The 16458-nt window shown below is 72.4% G+C and carries 13 protein-coding genes and 1 tRNA gene; 5 read left to right on the forward strand and 9 right to left on the reverse strand.

What is annotated here, in order from left to right; translation table 11 throughout:
* Entirely contained in the window at positions 1 to 918 is a 918-nt protein-coding gene (locus ACLJPY_RS11120) for a helix-turn-helix domain-containing protein (protein WP_410587932.1), read from the forward strand.
* 60 nt (positions 919 to 978) lie between these two features.
* Here the strand turns inward: ACLJPY_RS11120 and ACLJPY_RS11125 are convergent.
* A tRNA-Leu gene (locus tag ACLJPY_RS11125) sits at positions 979 to 1052 on the reverse strand.
* Positions 1053 to 1150: 98 nt separating this feature from the next.
* Here ACLJPY_RS11125 and ACLJPY_RS11130 point away from each other — a divergent pair.
* Positions 1151 to 1372, forward strand: coding sequence for a DUF3618 domain-containing protein (locus ACLJPY_RS11130; protein WP_004559246.1), 222 nt, complete (start codon positions 1151 to 1153; stop codon positions 1370 to 1372).
* 3 nt (positions 1373 to 1375) lie between these two features.
* On the opposite strand, the gene ACLJPY_RS11135 is transcribed toward ACLJPY_RS11130, so the two are convergent.
* Both ACLJPY_RS11135 and ACLJPY_RS11140 read right to left on the reverse strand, forming a co-directional pair.
* A complete protein-coding gene (locus ACLJPY_RS11135; protein ID WP_410588285.1) occupies positions 1376 to 1792 on the reverse strand; it encodes a hypothetical protein in 417 nt (138 codons plus the stop codon).
* Positions 1793 to 1996: 204 nt separating this feature from the next.
* Positions 1997 to 2554, reverse strand: a complete 558-nt coding sequence (locus ACLJPY_RS11140; RefSeq protein ID WP_410588286.1) for a TetR/AcrR family transcriptional regulator — start codon at positions 2552 to 2554, stop codon at positions 1997 to 1999.
* 113 nt (positions 2555 to 2667) lie between these two features.
* Here ACLJPY_RS11140 and ACLJPY_RS11145 point away from each other — a divergent pair, with 113 nt between their 5' ends.
* Positions 2668 to 4125: a flavin-containing monooxygenase gene (locus ACLJPY_RS11145; protein WP_410587933.1), complete on the forward strand. Its 1458-nt coding sequence runs from the start codon at positions 2668 to 2670 to the stop codon at positions 4123 to 4125.
* Positions 4126 to 4169: 44 nt separating this feature from the next.
* Here ACLJPY_RS11145 and ACLJPY_RS11150 read toward each other — a convergent pair whose 3' ends face one another.
* The 3 genes from ACLJPY_RS11150 to ACLJPY_RS11160 all read right to left on the reverse strand — a co-directional run bounded on the left by ACLJPY_RS11150 (position 4170) and on the right by ACLJPY_RS11160 (position 8795).
* A complete protein-coding gene (locus ACLJPY_RS11150) occupies positions 4170 to 4640 on the reverse strand; it encodes a helix-turn-helix domain-containing protein (RefSeq protein WP_410587934.1) in 471 nt (156 codons plus the stop codon).
* A gap of 179 nt (positions 4641 to 4819) precedes the next feature.
* The gene (locus tag ACLJPY_RS11155; RefSeq protein ID WP_410587935.1) at positions 4820 to 6496 is read right to left on the reverse strand and encodes an LCP family protein; all 1677 of its coding nucleotides are present in this window, start codon (positions 6494 to 6496) and stop codon (positions 4820 to 4822) included.
* A 145-nt stretch (positions 6497 to 6641) separates the two neighbouring features.
* Positions 6642 to 8795, reverse strand: coding sequence for a phospholipase (locus ACLJPY_RS11160; protein ID WP_410587936.1), 2154 nt, complete (start codon positions 8793 to 8795; stop codon positions 6642 to 6644).
* A gap of 182 nt (positions 8796 to 8977) precedes the next feature.
* Between ACLJPY_RS11160 and ACLJPY_RS11165 the strand changes: the two genes are divergently transcribed.
* The gene (locus ACLJPY_RS11165) at positions 8978 to 10231 is read left to right on the forward strand and encodes a hypothetical protein (protein WP_410587937.1); all 1254 of its coding nucleotides are present in this window, start codon (positions 8978 to 8980) and stop codon (positions 10229 to 10231) included.
* A gap of 62 nt (positions 10232 to 10293) precedes the next feature.
* Here ACLJPY_RS11165 and ACLJPY_RS11170 read toward each other — a convergent pair whose 3' ends face one another.
* Both ACLJPY_RS11170 and ACLJPY_RS11175 read right to left on the reverse strand, forming a co-directional pair.
* On the reverse strand, positions 10294 to 11709 hold the full coding sequence (locus ACLJPY_RS11170) for a diguanylate cyclase (RefSeq protein WP_410587938.1): 1416 nt from the start codon (positions 11707 to 11709) through the stop codon (positions 10294 to 10296).
* 284 nt (positions 11710 to 11993) lie between these two features.
* Complete coding sequence (locus tag ACLJPY_RS11175; protein ID WP_410587939.1) at positions 11994 to 13241, reverse strand: MFS transporter; 1248 nt, start codon at positions 13239 to 13241, stop codon at positions 11994 to 11996.
* Positions 13242 to 13543: 302 nt separating this feature from the next.
* Here ACLJPY_RS11175 and ACLJPY_RS11180 point away from each other — a divergent pair, with 302 nt between their 5' ends.
* Complete coding sequence (locus tag ACLJPY_RS11180; protein WP_410587940.1) at positions 13544 to 14443, forward strand: SDR family NAD(P)-dependent oxidoreductase; 900 nt, start codon at positions 13544 to 13546, stop codon at positions 14441 to 14443.
* 95 nt (positions 14444 to 14538) lie between these two features.
* Here the strand turns inward: ACLJPY_RS11180 and ACLJPY_RS11185 are convergent, their stop codons facing one another.
* Complete coding sequence (locus tag ACLJPY_RS11185; protein ID WP_410587941.1) at positions 14539 to 16395, reverse strand: AMP-dependent synthetase/ligase; 1857 nt, start codon at positions 16393 to 16395, stop codon at positions 14539 to 14541.
* Positions 16396 to 16458 lie beyond the last annotated feature (63 nt).

Genomic DNA, 16458 nt, shown 5'->3' on the forward strand with positions numbered 1-16458 from the left:
ATGCACGCTGTCGCGCTCGCGGCCACCGACGGGATGCTGTCGTTCGAGCTCACCATCGCCACCGAGGTGTTCGGCGACGACCCGCGGTACGGCTTCGCGGTCTGCGGTCCGGCTCCGGTGCGGGTGGGCCGGTTCCTGCTGGAGCCGGACCACGGCCTCGACCGGCTGGCCCGCGCGGACACCGTGCTCGTGCCGGGCTGGGCCGACGTCGACGCGGCTCCGCCTGCCGATCTGGTCGGCGCGGTGCGCGCGGCCCACGCGCGCGGGGCCCGGGTGGCCTCGCTCTGCACGGGTGCGTTCGTGCTGGCCGCGGCCGGCCTGCTGGACGGCTTGCGCGCGACGACGCACTGGGCGCACACGGACGTCCTCGCCGCCCGCTACCCCGCGGTGACGGTCGACCCGGACGTCCTCTACGTCGACAACGGCCAGGTTCTCACCTCGGCGGGCAAGGCCGCGGCGCTGGACCTGTGCCTGCACCTGGTCCGCGCCGACCACGGCCCGGCGGCGGCCAACGCGATCGCCCGCCGCCTGGTGGTGCCCCCGCACCGGGCGGGCGGCCAGGCCCAGTTCGTCCCGGCCCCGGTGCCGGCCCGCGACGACCACCCGCTGGCCTCGCTGCTGCCGTGGATCACCGCGCGCCTCGACCGCCCGCTGACCGTGGAGGACCTGGCCCGCCGGGCGAACCTGAGCACCCGCCACCTGAGCCGTCACTTCCGCGCGGCGACGGGCACGACCCCGTTGCGGTGGCTGCTGAACCAGCGCATCCGCCGGGCGCAGGAGCTGCTGGAGAACACGGACGCGGGCATCGACGCGGTGGCGGAGGCGGTCGGCTTGGGCACGGCGACGACGCTGCGGCGGCACTTCAACCGGACGGTCGGGGTGCCGCCCGACACCTACCGGCGGACGTTCCGCTCGTGAGGAGCGTGGGGCCGACCAGACGCCGAACCGAGGGGATCGGCGCCGGTCAGCGCGTTCGCGTGGGCCCGGAGAGACTCGAACTCTCACTGGCACGGACCTAAACCGTGTGCCTCTGCCAATTGGGCTACGGGCCCGCGGTAGTCCGCAGCCTAGCGTGCGGCGTGGCCCGTGCGGCGGCGGCGGGGCGGTCGACTAAGTTGGGGCCTGCAAGTCCCTGCGGCGAGGAGGACACGTGGCCCGCGATCCCGAGACGATCGAGCGTGAGATCGAGCAGGCCAGGACGGCCCTGGCGGCGACGCTCGACCAGCTGACCGTCAAGGCCGACCCGAAGAAGCTCGCCGACGCGGCCAAGGACGGCGTGCGCGCCAAGCTGGACAACCCCAAGGTCAAGTTCCCGCTGATCGGTGCGGGCGTCCTCGTGCTGGTCCTGCTGGTGCGCAAGCTGCTCAAGTAGCGCTCAGGCCTGTTTCGCCGGCGCCTTGCTCTCCGCGGGCGCCGGCGCCGCCGGGCTCTTGCGGTCCTCGACCGCCTTCGGGAGCTGCTTGCTCGGCGGCAGCTGCGGCTTCTTGTCCGCGGACGCCGGAGTCTGCTGCTTCGGCACGCTGCCGGGCGGCGGGACCTCGAGCGGCGGGAGCTTCGGGAGCGTCAGCCGGGCCGTCATGTACGCGCTGGTGAAGTCCAGCGCACTGCCGTTGAGCAGGTGCACCACCGTGGTCCTGGCCTCGCCGGCGAGCTCCTCGACCAGCTGGTCGGCCCGGTCGCGCGCGGCGATGATGCCCGGCGCGCGGGCGGTCAGCTCCTTGCCGCGGCCGCTGACCGTGATGGCCCAGTCGGCGTCTTCCTGGACGTACGTCGCCGTGATCGTTTCCACCATCTGCCTCACGCCCCTCTCCCTCTCCAGCATCCTTACACAACCGTGACGCGGCCACCGTGCAATCGTGACGTGGTTCCCGCGCCCCTCCTCCGGTCGCGAAGGTCCAGCACACTTTCTACCTTGTCGGCAGTCCAGTAGAGCAACTCTGTGTTACAGGACACGATTGCGCTGGGTAATCAGTGCATGGCCCAGTGCACGCGCACGCTAACGTGCACGCTGCCGCAGGCCGGTCCACAGCACGTCCATGGCGTATTCGGTCGCCGTTTCGGGGCTGACTTCCTCGTGCCGCTCGCACCAGATCGCGAGCCGTTCGCACGCTCCGACCACGAATTCCGCCGCCGCTTCGGCCCGGAGGTCGTCCCCGCTGTCGAAGTAACCGCTCATCAGCGCGGCGATGAGGTCGGTCTGCTGGCGGCGGGTTTCCTCGACCTCGTCGGCGGCCGGCGTGCCGATCAGCGCCATTTCGTGCCGCAGCAGCGACCATGCCTCGCGCCGCTCGCGGATGAACACGAAGAAGGCCAGCAGGCCGCGTCGCAGCGCGTCCTCGGCGTCCGCCGCCCCGACCGTCGCCTGCTCGGTGACTTCGCGCAGCACGGCCCGCGACTCCCGGATGCAGGCCAGCAGCAGGCCCTCCTTCGACTTGAAGTACTCGTAGAGCATCGGCTTCGAGACGCCGACCAGTTCGGCGATCTCGTCCATGGACGCCGCCGCGTAACCGCGTGCCGAGAAGACCTGCTCGGCGACCTCGATCATTTGCCGCATCCGGTCGGCCCGTGGCATTCGCTTGCGCTTGGCGGTGGTCACGGGTCACACTCTACCGCTGGTAACCTACTCCCAGTAAGATGGACGACGGGTAACAGAAACTCGGAGGCGTCATGGGCAACCGCACGGAGACCGGGGTCGTCATCGTCGGGACCGGGTTCTCCGGTCTCGGCATGGCGGTCCAGCTGCGCAAGGAGGGCCGCGAGGACTTCGTCATCCTCGAGAAGGCCCACGACGTCGGCGGCACCTGGCGGGACAACAGCTACCCGGGTTGCGCCTGTGACATCCCGTCGCACATGTACTCGTTCTCCTTCGAGCAGAACCCCGGCTGGTCGCGGGCCTACTCGCCGCAACCGGAGATCTGGGGCTACCTGCGCGAGGTCGCCGACAAGCACGACCTGCGCCGGTTCATCCGGTTCGGCCAGGAGATGACCGGTGCCCGCTGGGACGCCGAGGAGAACCGGTGGCACGTCGCCACGAGGGGCGGCGACGAGTTCACCGGGACCGCGCTGGTCGCCGGCGTCGGCGCCCTGCACCTGCCGATGGTCCCCGAGCTGCCGGGGATCGAGCGGTTCGAGGGCCCGGCCTACCACTCCGCGCGGTGGCGGCACGACGTCGACCTCGCGGGCAAGAAGGTCGCCGTCATCGGCACCGGTGCCAGCGCGGTCCAGTTCGTGCCGAAGATCGCGCCCGAGGTGGCGGAGCTGACGCTGTTCCAGCGGACGCCGCCGTGGATCATGCCGAAGGCCGACCACGAGATGTCCGGCCGGACGCGGACGCTGTTCAAGGCGCTCCCGCCGGTCCAGCGCGCCTACCGCACCCTGCTCTACTGGCTGCTCGAAGCGCGCGCGATCGGCTTCAACGGCCAGTCGTGGGTGATGAAGCTCGGCCAGCGGATCGCCCGGCGCCACATCGACCGCGCGATCGAGGACCCGCAGCTGCGCCGGAAGGTCACCCCGGACTACACGATGGGCTGCAAGCGCGTGCTCATCTCCAACGACTACTACCCGGCGCTGGCGCGCGACAACGTCGACGTCGTGACCGAGGGCGTGCGGGAGGTCCGCGAGCGCAGCGTCGTCGACGCCGCCGGTGTCGAGCACGAAGCGGACGTCATCATCTACGGCACCGGCTTCCACGTCACCGACGCCTTCGACGACCTCGAGATCGTCGGCCGCGACGGGCGCAACCTCGGCAAGGAGTGGGCGACCGAGGGGATGCGGACGCACCTGGGCATCACCGTCGCCGGGTTCCCGAACCTGTTCTTCCTGCTCGGCCCGAACACCGGCCTCGGGCACAACTCGGTCGTGTTCATGATCGAGGCGCAGATCTCCTACATCGCCGAGGCGCTGCGGCTGGCCCGCGGCCGGGGGATCGAGCCGAAACCCGAGGTGCAGGAGCGGTTCAACGCGCGGATCCAGCGCAAGCTCGCGAAGGGCATCTGGACCCGCGGGGGCTGCAAGAGCTGGTACCTGGACGCGAAGGGCGTCAACCGGACGATCTGGCCCGGCTTCACCTGGCGGTACTGGCTCGACACGCGGAAGGTGCGGCGCGAGGACTTCCTCGTCGGCTGACCGGGGCGGGTCCCTCGTCGGAGGGGAGGGACCCGCCGCGGAGATCAGCGGGAGGTGTAGCGGCGCAGACGCGCGATCAGCTCCACGGTCGGCAGGCGGCAGAGCTCGGCCATGCGCTCGAGCGCGGGCAGGTCGAGCGCGACCTCGCCGCCGCCGTGCTCGCCGCTCTGCCGCAGGCGGTCCTCCGCCCAGCGGCGCAGCGGCATCAGGTCGGCCGGGGCGTCCGCGACGACCTTGCGCAGGTCGACGCGGACCCGGCCGGGCTCGTCCAGGAACACCCGGCGGTGCACCTTGGCCAGCAGGTCCTGGGGCAGTTCGTCCATCGCGACGCACAGCTCGACCAGGCGCACGACGGAGCACTGTCTGGTGCCCAGCTCGTAGGTGGCCAGCGTCTGCAGCGAGATCTCGCTCTGCAAGTGCTGGTTCAGCTCCTTGCGCGTCCACCCTCGGCTGCGCCGGAGCTTGCGGAGCTCGTCTCCGAGTATCCGCTGGTACTCCTCAGCGTCGATCAGCACATCAATGTCCCCTGCCGTGCGCTCCCGCGGCACCGCCCGGGCGTGATGATTCCCGTGCAGGTGCACCCTCACGTGTATGTAAGTGCGCTGGAGCCCGGCCCTTACGCGATTTCGGGCATGTCTTTGATACCGATTGCGCGAGTTAGGCCGAACGGGTTAACGGCGGCTCGTCCGCCGACTCAGTTGACGCAGGGAACGCCCTCGGCCGTGATCGGCTTGTCATCGCCGGCTGCGGCCGGTGGCGGCGCGGCTGCCTGCGACGTCGTCCCCGCGGCGCCGGCCCCGGCGCCCGAGTTCGCGTCGGAGTTCGTGCCCTGGTAGTCGGCGCCGAGGAACACCGTCACGTGGCCCGCCGGCACGCTCTTGTCCTCTTGGATCGTCGGCGAGCCGCCCAGGGCGTCGGCGACGGCCTGGCCCTTGTCCTTGCCGCCCTTCGGCACCCAGATCACCGTGGTCTTGCGCGCGGTCGCGTTGGCCGTGTCGCCGGAGGTGAAGCCCTTGTTCTCCAGGGTCTTGGCGACGTTCGCCGCGAGGCCGGTGCGGCCGGAGGCGTTGCGGACGTCGACCGTGGTCGCCTTGTTGGCGGGGTCGGCCTGCTGAGCGGGCGGGGCCGGCTCGCCCGGCTGCGGCCCGGCGAGCCCCTGCACGAACTGCTTCACCTGGACGGGGTCGACCTGGATGGCGACGCCGTCCTCGGGCGTCCGGTACTCGACGTTCTTCACCGGGATCGTGCGGAACTCGAGCTGGCCGCCGGTCAGGCCCTTCATCTGCTGGGCGAAGCCGAAGATGTCCCAGTTCTGGTTGAGCACGACCGACTTCTTGATCGCCTCGATCAGGTCGTTGAGCTTGCCCGGGTTGGTCAGCGTGCCGGCCGAGAGCACCTTGCGGGCCATGCCCGCCATGAACACCTGCTGGCGGACGACCCGGTCGAGGTCGCCGTTGGGCAGGCCGTGGCGCTGGCGGACGAACTCGAGGGCCTCGACACCGGAGATCGTGTGCTGGCCCTTGGTGAAGTTCGCGCCCGAGTAGTCGTCCTTGACGGTGTTGTTCAGGCAGACGTCGACGCCGCCGATGGCCTTGGTGATCTCGCTGAAGCCGAGCAGGTTCACCGCGGCGTAGTTGTCGATGGTCGAGCCGGTCAGCTTCTCGACGGTCTCGATGAGCTTCTTCGCCCCGGCCTGGTTGGCCTTGACGTCGAGCTCCTTCGGGTCGGTGACGCCCTGCTTCTGCAGGTCCTTGCGGGCCTGCAGCATGGCGCGCGCGTACGCGGAGTTGATCTTGTGCTTGCCGTAGCCGGGGATGTCGACGTAGGAGTCACGCGGGAGGGACATCGCGACGGCCTTGCTGCCGTCGTTCGGGATGTGCACGAAGATCAGCGAGTCGGTGTTCAGCTCGCCGTCGGCGTCGCCGGCGCGCAGTTCGTCGAGCACCTCGCGCGGCAGCGGGTTGCCCTGGGCGTCGGTACGGCTGTCGAGGCCGACCAGCAGGATGTCGCGGGCGCCGTCGGCCGGCTTGTCGCCACCGCCGCCGTCGCTGAGCACGTTCGTGTAGTTCAGCCCGTTGACCAGCCCCTGCATGGCCGCCCACGCGTACCCGGTCAGGCCCACCACCAGCAGCGAGACGACGGCCAGCGCGACCTTCGCGCCGCGGAAGGAGTTCGCGCGGGCCCGCGGGGCCGGGCGCGGCTGCGGGCGGCGCGAAGGCGACGTGGCCGAGCGGCGTGCGTCCACCGGTTCGCGGCGGGGCGCGGGCCGGCGCGCCGGGGTGCCGCGGCGTGCGTCGTCCCGGCCCGGCTCGTCCTGCCAGGGCCGGGCGGGGCGGCGGCCGCCTTGCCCGTTCCGAGGCGGGTGCTCCACGCGGGTGACTCCTCACTCATGCGATCGGGTGGTGCTAGGGGATGGGACGCATGGTGCCTTCCCCGGGTTGCCAGAGAGTTCCACATCCCCCTGCCAATGTGTCCTGCACCACTCAGTTTCCCGCAGGTTCGACGGTTTCGCCTGGTCAGGACGGCACATTTGCCGGTGACCGGCCCGGGATCAGCGTGCCCGCGGCGGCCAGCAGGGCGAATCCGGCCGTGACGGCGTGGAGCGTGACGCCGAGGAAGCCGGGCGTGTTGCCGTCGGCGGCGAACAGCAGCGAAGGCGCGCAGGCCAGTGCGGTGGCCAGCCACGTGCCGGTCGCCGCGCCGGCTCCGATCCGGATCGTGTGCAGCAGGAAGACCCCGAGGAGCAGGTGCACCAGGCTCTGGATCGGGTCCAGCCGCAGGCCCAGCAGGTCGGCGTCGGCGGCCACCCCGCCGAAGCGGGTCAGCGCGAAGCCGAACACCCCCAGCGTCGCGTAGCCGATGCCGAGCCCGGCCGCGGCCCGGGTGAGCACCGCCGTCCGGCGGCCGGGGTGGTCGGCCGCGCGGGGCTGCCGGACGCCGTGGGTGTGCCGTTCGAACCACCAGAACACGAGCGTGGCGGGCACGGCGAGCAGCCCGACCGCGACCAGCGTCCGCGGGCGGACCAGCCAGCTGAACCCGTCGGCGATCCGGCCGGGCAGGCACACGACGGCGACCAGCAGCAGCATCGCGGCGAGGAAGGCCAGGTAGAGGCTCATCGGCGCGCGCAGGACGAGCCGGCAGACGCGCGCGACGCCGGGCCGGTCGCCGAGCCTGCCGAGCGGGCGGGCCAGCAGCCCGAGCACGCCCAGCTGGACCAGGCCGAGCAGCAGCACGCCCCACGGCGGGGCGGAGAACGCGGCGGGTGCGCCGGGGCTGCCGAGCAGGACGGGTGGCCCGTCCCGCAGGACGCTCATCCCGGCGAGCCCCGCGACCCCGGTGAGGGCGGCCGCGGCGAGCAACCCGCGTGCCGGGCGGACGCCGTCGGCGTGCGCGAAGGCGAGCTGCTGGGCGAGCAGGGCGATGGCGAACGTCGCCGCGTACCGCGGCAACGGCGAACCGGACCAGCTCGCGGTCAGCTCGCCGGCGCCCACCAGGGCGAGCAGTCCCACGGCCGCGCTCACCGGCGCCCGGCGGTGCAGCGCCAGGAGCGCGGGCGCGCAGACGATGGTCAGCAGGTAGACACCCAGCAGCCAGAGCGGGTGCAGCGCGATCCGCATCACGGTCGCCGTCGTCCCCGCCGGGCTGCCGAGCAGTTCGAGCGCGAGCGGCGTCAGCAGCGCGACGACCGCGAAGATCAACGCGGGCCGCAGCAGCGGGCTCGCGCGTTCGGCGAGGTAGTGGCGGTAGCCGCCGCCCGCTTCCTGCTCGGCCCGCCAGCCGGCCGCGTTGGCGTGCCCGCCGGCGAAGTAGATCAGCGGGGCGAGCTGGGCCAGCCAGGTCAGCGGCCACAGCGCGGGCTCGGGGGCCCCGGCCCAGTGCGCCAGCGCCGTCACCGATTCGCCGAGCAGCAGGAGGACGACCCCGCCGGCCCCGAGCAGCGCCCACCGGCTCACCTCGGCGGGGAGGGCGGCCGCCGCCGCCGGCCGCGGCTCGCGCCGGGCCCGCAGCCAGCCGCGCAGCCGGAAGACCAGCAGGCAGCCGATCACCAGCACGCCGGCGACCATCGGGCCGATCGGGTCGCCGACCGGCGGGCCCCACCGCTGGTGCCAGGAGTTGACGACCAGGCCCGCCGAGTAGAGGGACGCGACGACCCGGCAGGACAGCGCCGAGTTCACCGGGTTCAGGTCGCAGGTGTGGTGCATGTCGTAGGACAGCCGGTCGTCGAGGGCCTCCCGGACCTCCGGCCCGAGCGGGTGGCCCTTGCGGTCGGCGTAGCGCAGCAGGTCGTACCCGAGGTCGTGCGCCTTGCACGGCACGGCGTAGTCCCACTTCGTGTTGTCGTCGCCCCAGGGTGTCGAACAGCCGCCGTCGACGTGCACGGCGCGGACGGTGCCGTCGCGGGCCGGCAGCGCGCCGGGGGTGACGCCGCTGAGCGCGGTGAAGTCCTTCGGCAGCCGGGCGAGCGCGTCCGGGTGCGGCCCGGGGTGGACGAGCGCCTCGACGGCGTTCTGCGCGGCGAGCACATCACCGGTGGGCGGCCCCTGGTCCGGCGGCGACGGCGGGCGCGAGGCGATCAGCCCGAAGGCGAAGACCACCAGCAGGACCAGCAGCAGCCACCCGGACGTCGACCAGGGTCGGCGGGTGCGTGACGGGACGGTCGGTGCCGGCATGGGTTCAAGGGTGCCAGCCCCGTTGTGGGACCGACATGGGGATAACCCCACCGATGCGGGTGCTGCCGGGGTGGCCGGTTCTTGGGCGGGAGTGCCCGGATGGCTGCCCGTTCTACCGTTACGCGGCCGTGGGTGTCCTGGTGAGACTGTCGACGGGGGGACGTGGCGACCAGGAGGCCATCGTGCGCTCGACCGAGCTCGCCGTGCCCGTGGAGAACACCGTGCGCGCACTGCGCCGGCTCGCCCCCGGCGCCCGGCTGCGCCGGCCGCGCACGCCGGACCTGCGTGCGATCGCCACGGCGTTGCGCGGCTGCACGCCGGCGGAGCTGGCCCGGTTCCACCCCGGACCGGTCGCCCGGGCGGTGCTGGCGGCGCAGCTGCGGGAGCTGGACCGCGCGATGACGGGGTTCTTCGCCGCCACCGGCCCGGAGGGCACCCGCCTGCTCCGAGCGGCGCACTACAGCCGCCTCCACCGGGCACGTCCGCTGCTGGACCGGCCGGCCGTCGCGCCGGGCCTGCACACGGCGGCGCTGGCGTGGGCCGAGGCGCGCGGGTACCGGCTGCTGGCGGGCGAGTTGCGCGGGGCGCCGGAGTTCCCGCGGGAAGAGGACGGCCGCCGGGCGGGGGAGCTGGCGGTGGCGGCGTTGCTCCCACGCCCGGAAGCCACGGCGACCGGCCGCGAAGTCCTGCTGCCCTGGTCGGCCGGCGGTGGGGTGAGTGGGCCGCCTGCGGCGGATGGTGGTGACGGCGGGCGGCCTCGGGTGGCTGGTGGTGGGAGTGGGCCGCCGCGGCCGGGTGGCGGTGACCCGGCCGGGACGCCGAGCCGGGGCGAGAGCGGGTGGGGCGGTGTGCCGCGTGCGGCGGATGGTGGTGACGGCAGGCCGCCTCGGGTGGGTGACTCGTCCGGTGCGCTAAGCCGGGGCAAGAGCGGGCAGGGTGGTGTGCCGCCTGGGGCCGATGGTGTCGACGGTGGGCCGCCGCCGGGCGCGCCCGGCGGCGGGGCGGATGGTGGGGCTGGGCGGCCGCGGGCGGAAGGCGGTTCGGCCGGTTCGCCGCCCGGCCTCGGTGAGCGCGGGGCAGGTGGTGGCGATGGTGTGCCGAGGTGGCCCGATGGCGATGATCCGCTCGACACGCCCCGGACCGACCCCGGCGGTAGCGCTTTCCTGCACGTCCTCTCCGTCCGCGTCACCGAGCACGGCTTCCAGGTCGCCGTCCACGCCGATGCGCCCGTCGAACTCCTCCGCGACGGTGACGGCCTCACTCTCCGGGCCCTCTGGTGGAACGGCCTCGGGAGGGTCGCCGACGATCTCGGGCACGAGTACCTCGTCCTCGCCAAGGACCCCCGCCGGCGCCGGGGTCGTGCGGCACTGGTGCCACCCGCGGCCCGCGGCCGGGGCGCGGGTGCTGCGGCTGGAGTCCGCCGGCTACCGGGGTGAGCGGATGCGGCTCGAGCCCGCCGCCGCCGGGACCTGTGCCGAGGTGCTCGTCAAGCTCGAACTCACCGTGCGGCTGGGGGCGTGACCGCGTCCGGGGCGAAGCAGACCTGGTCGCGGCCGTTCTCCTTCGCCAGGTAGACCGCCGCGTCGGCCGACTGCAGCAGGCGCTCGAGGTTGTCGCCGTGGCGGGGGTGGCGGGCGACGCCGATCGAGGTCGTGCGGTCGGCGATGGTCGCCGGGTCGCCGCGCTTGTCCGTCGTCACGATGTGCAGCTTGGCGACCGCGATCCGGATGCGCTCGGCGGCGTCCCAGGTCGCCTCTTCGCCGATGTCCGGCAGCAGAATGAGGAATTCCTCGCCGCCGAAACGGCCCACCAAGTCGCTCGGTCTGGTCACTTCGTCGAGCGTTTGCGCAACCGTGCGCAGCACGTCGTCGCCCGCCGGATGTCCATAGGTGTCGTTAATCCACTTGAAGTGGTCGAGATCGACCATCAGCAGCGCCAGCTGATCACCCGAGCGAGCGGTCCGTTCAAGCGCCCGCTCCGCCGCCTCCGACCAGCCACGCATGTTGAGAATGCCCGTTTTCGGGTCCGTCCGGACGTCGTTCTGGAGCTGGTCGAGTTCCGCCAGGCGATTGAAGACCACGGTGACCACGGCCATCACCGCCACCATCGGCGGGACGGCGGCGAGCAGGATCGCGGTCACCGCGCCGAGGCCGATGGTGATCGCTTCCAGCATGTTGTCGGCCGGGCTGCCGAGGACGTTGCGGAGGGTACGCCCGGCGGGGGATCCCAGCAGCAGGACCCCGCCCACGTACGCGATCTGGATGGCTTCGTAGATGGCCCCGGTGACGACGATGGTGCCGAACTCGTGGAGGAAGTCGCCCCAGCCCGGCCGGCCCAGCAGGTGCGGCCCGAGCGCCGTGTACGTGAGGTGCGCGAGCGCGCCCGCGAGGCCGTGGGTGATGGACGAGAAAATGAAGTTGTGGGCGGGCCGCCGCGCGATGAACCAGTGCTGCAGCCGGATCACGGCGATGACGGAAAGGGTGAGCGGTACCGGCAGTATCATCGCCGCGGAAAACGTCCACACGGCGGTGAGGTCGATCAGCACCGTTTTGGTCCGGTTGCGCCGCCGCTCTTCCTGGCGCTGGGTCAGTTGAATGTGGACGGTGGCGCCCGCCGCCAGGATCGCGAAATTGATCCAGTCGTTTCCGGACGGAATCGGCGAGCGCGCGAGCGAGACGGCGAGAATGGCGAGCGCGACGGCTTCGGCCGCCAGCATGAACGCCACCTGCGCCGGACGGCGGCGCCAGAGCGCCCAGTTCCCCGGCCAGTACGCGTGGTGGACCCGGGGACCACCGGTCGTGGTCGCGGGCGCACCTGTGGTCACGTCCGGTCCGGCAGCGCTTTCCGCCCGCGCCGGCTGCGGCCCGCCCGGTTCGCCCGGTGTGGCCGCGTCCCCGTCCGGTCCTGGATGCAATTGGTCACCTCCTTTCCAGCCTAGTCCGGCTCTTGAGTAATCTCATCGGTACCTGGCAGAGTGTTCACGCATTCCGCAGCCGGGTACCATCCCACAGCAACGGATCGGCCAAGAGCCCGGCGTAACTGCCGGGAACGCGGCGCAAAAGGTCCTGCGAGACTCTCCCCGCATGGAGGTGGCCCCATGAGCAACCGCGACTTCTGAACCACCCTCGAATTGTCGCTCGTGCTGTCCGCGAATGCCATTCATGATCTTGGCCGTACCTCGGAGGTGGCTCCTGGTGCTCACGACGGCCACGGTCGCGGTTCCGCCCCGCCCACCCGGCGCCAGGCGAACGCCACCGGCACGGCCAGCAGCAGACCCACCGCGCCCGCGAGCGCGATGGTCGTGTGCGCGGACCCGAGCACCTGCGCGGCCAGCCCGCCCACGCCGACGCCGAGCCCCTGCGCGACCCGCAGCCCGGTCCGGTACAGGCCTCCCGCGCTGCCCCGGATGTCGTTCGGCACCCAGGTGATGAACGTGGCCGACACCGTGATGACGTACGCGCCCGTCGCGCCCGCCAGCGCGAGCAGGAGCAGCGCGAACACCAGGTTCGGCCGCAGCGCGAACGCCGCCAGCGCGGCCAGCGGGAGCGCGGCCAGCACGCCGAGCAGCTTGCGGCGGTGCTCGGTCGTGACGAACCGCGACAGCAGGAACGTCCCGAGGACGAAGCCCAGCGGGTCGGCGGCCAGCAGCCAGCCGACCGCCTGCTCGCCCGCGCCCAGCTGGGCGGCGAGCGGCGCCGCGAGGCCCTCCGGGATCACCGCCAGGCCGACGAGCCAGGACAGGTAGAGCAGCACCCGCAGCCGTTCGTCGCCGAAAACCTGCCGGACGGCGCCGAACCACGGCGCCCCGCCGGTGCCCGCGGCGGGCCGGCGCAGCACCAGCAGCCGCACGGCGACGGCGGCGACCAGGAACGTCAGCGCGTCGATCGCCAGCGCCCACGACGTCCCGATCGTGGTCACCAGCAGGCCGCCCACGGCCAGGCCGGTCAGCATCGCGGTGTTGTTCGTGATCCCGCGCAGGTCCTGGCTCTGCAGGTAGACGTCATCGTCGGCGAAGACTTCGCGGCCGAGCGCGTTCTGCGCCGCGTTGCCCGGCGCGTTCGCCAGCCGCGCTAGCACGAACAGCGCGAACAGCCAGCCCATCGGCATCCCGGGCAGGGCCATCAGCCCGATCAGCACGGCCTGGGCGAAGGAGCCGGTGACCAGCACCGCGCGGCGGGGGAACCGGTCGGCCAGCTGGGCCAGCCCGAGCCCGCCGGCCAGCGCGGGCAGGAACGTGAGTGCGTAGACGACGGCCGAGAGCAGCGGCGACCCGGTCCGGTCGAAGGTCAGGATGGCCAGCGCGACGATGGTCAGCTGGTCGCCGAGCATCGACTGCGTCTCGGCGAACCACAGCGCGCGGAACTCCCGGTTGGCCAGGACGGCCCGGAGCCGGGGTGTCGCGCGTGTCGTCACCTCGTAACCACCGTCCCCCGATCGAGTGAACATGGACCGTCCGCATTGTGCCTCTCCGGTGACGATCACAGCGGGGGGTGTCACCGTTCACCACCGGGAAGCACCCACAGTATGCCGCCGGTTACGGGCCGATGTCCCCTGAATGCGAGCCGGTCACCCCCTCGTGACCGGCTCGCGGATACGTCCGGGCTGATCGAACCGGACTCGCTCGGCGCAGGGCGGCGGCCGCTCGTCGTCGCGCCGATGCCGGGTTGGACCGAATGGGCCAAGACTGGACATGAGCCGGCCGGGGTGGGCGGACCGCGCGCCGCCGGCGCTGCAGATCGGGGAGAGCGATGGACGGGTTGATGCAGGGCAAGGCGGTCGTGGTCACCGGGGCCGGCCGGGGCCTCGGGGAGGCGTTCGCGGTGCACGTCGCGCGGACGGGCGGGGCGGTGGTGGTCAACGACGTCGACGCCGACCTGGCCGAGCGGACGGCGGAGAACATCCGGGCGCACGGCGGCCGCGCGGTCGCGAGCGGCCACAGCGTGGCCGAGGCGGGCGAGGCCCAGGAGATCGTCGACCTGTGCGTCAAGGAGTTCGGCGGGATCGACGGGCTGGTCAACAACGCCGGGCTGAACTACGAGGCGCTGCCCTGGGAGGACGACGCCGAGCAGGCGCGGGAGCTCGTCGCGGTCAACGTCCTCGGCGTGGTGAACACCGGGCTGGCCGCGATCAAGGCGATGGTCGACGCGGGCACCGGCGGCTCCATCGTCAACATCTCCTCCGGCGCCTCCCTCGGGCAACGCAAGCTCGGTGTGTACGCGGCGAGCAAGGGCGCGGTCGCGTCCCTGACCTACTCCTGGGCCCTCGACCTCGAAGACGTCGGGATCCGCGTCAACGCCGTCTGCCCGCTCGCGCACACGCGGATGGTGTGGAAGTCCGAACGCTCCCTGCGCGCCTGCCCGCCGGACCGCACGCCGGCCCGGATCGCACCGGTCGTGCTGTTCCTGCTCGGCGACGGCTCGCACGGCATCACCGGCCAGATGATCCGGTGCAACGGCCCGCAGCTGCACATCATGGGCCAGCCGTTCCTCAAGCAGCCGATCCTCGAGCGCCCGGTGTGGGACACCGAGACGGTGCAGAAGGCGTTCGACGAGGTCTTCTCCGCCCACCTGGAGAACTACGGCCTGGAGAAGCGCGTCCCGCCGCGGCTGCGCAAGTGGACGGAGACGACCTCGCCCCGCACCGCCTGACCCAAGCGCCCCAAGGTGGCCTTCGGTGCGTCACACGCACCCAAGGCGGCCTTCGGTGCGTCTGACGCAACCAAGGCCGCCTTGGGGCGCTTGGGTCAGGAGCCGGCGGCGGGTTCGGGGTCGCGGACCGCCGCGTAGAGGGCCTCGATGTCGGTCGAATAGCGGTCGTTGATGACCCGGCGCTTGAGCTTGAGCGTCGGGGTCAGCTCGCCCGATTCGGGGGTCCACGTCTTCGGGAGCACGTGGTAGCGCTTGATCTGCTCGATCCGCGCGAGCCTGCTGTTGGCCGACTCCACCGCGCGTTCCAGCTCGGCCCGCACCGCCGGGTGCGACGCCAGCTCGTCCGGTGACGCCTCGACGCCGTTCGCCGCCGCCCAGCCGGGGGCGATCTCGTCGTCGAGGACGATCAGCGCCGTCACGTACGGGCGGTCGTCGCCGATCGCCACCGCCTGGCCGATCAGCGGGTGCTCCTTGAGGAGGCCCTCGATGCGGGTCGGCGCGATGTTCTTGCCGCTCGAGGTGATGATCAGTTCCTTCTTGCGGTCGGTGATCGTCACGAAGCCGTCTTCGTCGATCGTGCCGATGTCGCCGGTGGCGTACCAGCCGTCGGCGTCGGTGGCGTCGGCGATCGTGCCGTCCTCCTGCAGGTAGCCGAGGAACACGATCGGGCCGCGCACCAGCAGCTCGCCGTCCTCGGCGACCTTCACCTCGACGCCGTCCAGCGGCTTGCCGACGGAGCCCGCGCGGAAGTCCGAGCCGGAGTTGGACGTCGCCGCGCCCGTCGTCTCGGACAGGCCCCAGACCTCGCAGATCTCGATGCCGAGCCCGGCGAGGAAGTAGATGATCTCCACCGGCAGGGCGGCCGCGCCGCTGGAGGCGACGAGCACCTTGTCCAGGCCCAGCAGCGCGCGCACCGGCGCCAGCGCGGCTTCGTCGGTCTGCCGGATCTTCTCGGCCAGCTCTTCGGGCACCGGTTTCCCGGCGCTGCGCAGCTTGTAGCCCTGCTGCAGGAGCTCGTTCGCCTGCAGCAGCGCGGTGCGCCGGTCCTCCGGCACGCCGGCGAGCATGTTCTTGAGCCCGGCGACCATCTTCTCCCAGACGCGCGGGACGCCGAAGAAGCTCTCCGGGTGCACCTTCCCGAGCGCGCCGACGACGCCGGACGGGTCGGCGAGGGTGTGCACGTGCCCCGCCCACACGATCGGCAGGTAGATCGACAGCTCCCGCTCGGCGATGTGCGCCAGCGGCAGGTACGCGATGTTCGTCGCGTGCATCGGCGGGTGGTGCAGCTCGGTGACCGCGTACGCCTGGTGGATCGCGTTGCGGTGCGAGAGGACGACGCCCTTCGGGTCACCGGTCGTGCCGGAGGTGTAGATCATCGACAGCGGGTCGTCGGGCTCGATCTCCGGCCAGGAGCGCTCGAAGGCGTCCGGGTCGGCGGCAAGCGCTTCCCGGCCCTGGGCGCGGAGGTCGGCGAAGGAGCGGAAACGGCCGTCGCCGCCGGGGATCGCGGCCGCGTCGAGCACGACGATGTGCCGCAGCGCCGGGAGGTCGTCGAGCACCGGCCGCCAGCGCGCCAGCTCGTCCTCCCCGCCGAGCACCACGACCGGCGCCGCGCTGTGCCGCGCGACGAACCGGATCTGCTCCGGGCTGAGGGTGGCGTAGGCGGTGCAGGGGATCGCCGAAAGGTGCACCGCGGCGAGGTCGGCGACGATGTGGTCCGGGCAGCCGGGCGCCATGATCAGCATGCGGTCGCGCGCGGCGAGGCCGAGCCCGGCCAGCCCGCGGGAGACCTCGGCGATCGCGGTGCGGAACTCCAGCCAGGTCAGCGTCGGTTGCCCTTCGACGTCGAGCGAGGTGATCGCCGGCAGGTCCGGGTACTCGACGGCGTTGCGGTGCAGCAACCGCGGGATCGTCTGGCCCTCGGTCTGCTCGGCGACGGACGGGGTGGTCAACGCTGGCCTCCTCGGTACTCCGGATGGCCACACTTTAGGGGCTCCCGGCGCGGGTGGATAGAG

The sequence above is a fragment of the Amycolatopsis sp. lyj-23 genome (assembly GCF_046549135.1).
Classification (GTDB): Bacteria; Actinomycetota; Actinomycetes; order Mycobacteriales; family Pseudonocardiaceae; genus Amycolatopsis.

What these genes read in the sequence shown, in the direction of transcription:
- ACLJPY_RS11120 (WP_410587932.1), top strand. Translation starts at nt 1, where the DNA reads ATGCACGCTGTCGCGCTCGCGGCCACCGACGGGATGCTGTCGTTCGAG.
- ACLJPY_RS11140 (WP_410588286.1), bottom strand. Translation starts at nt 2,554, where the DNA reads ATGCGGCAAATGATCGAGGTCGCCGAGCAGGTCTTCTCGGCACGCGGT.
- ACLJPY_RS11145 (WP_410587933.1), top strand. Translation starts at nt 2,668, where the DNA reads ATGGGCAACCGCACGGAGACCGGGGTCGTCATCGTCGGGACCGGGTTC.
- ACLJPY_RS11160 (WP_410587936.1), bottom strand. Translation starts at nt 8,795, where the DNA reads ATGCCGGCACCGACCGTCCCGTCACGCACCCGCCGACCCTGGTCGACG.
- ACLJPY_RS11180 (WP_410587940.1), top strand. Translation starts at nt 13,544, where the DNA reads ATGGACGGGTTGATGCAGGGCAAGGCGGTCGTGGTCACCGGGGCCGGC.
- ACLJPY_RS11135 (WP_410588285.1), bottom strand. Translation starts at nt 1,792, where the DNA reads ATGGTGGAAACGATCACGGCGACGTACGTCCAGGAAGACGCCGACTGG.
- ACLJPY_RS11175 (WP_410587939.1), bottom strand. Translation starts at nt 13,241, where the DNA reads ATGTTCACTCGATCGGGGGACGGTGGTTACGAGGTGACGACACGCGCG.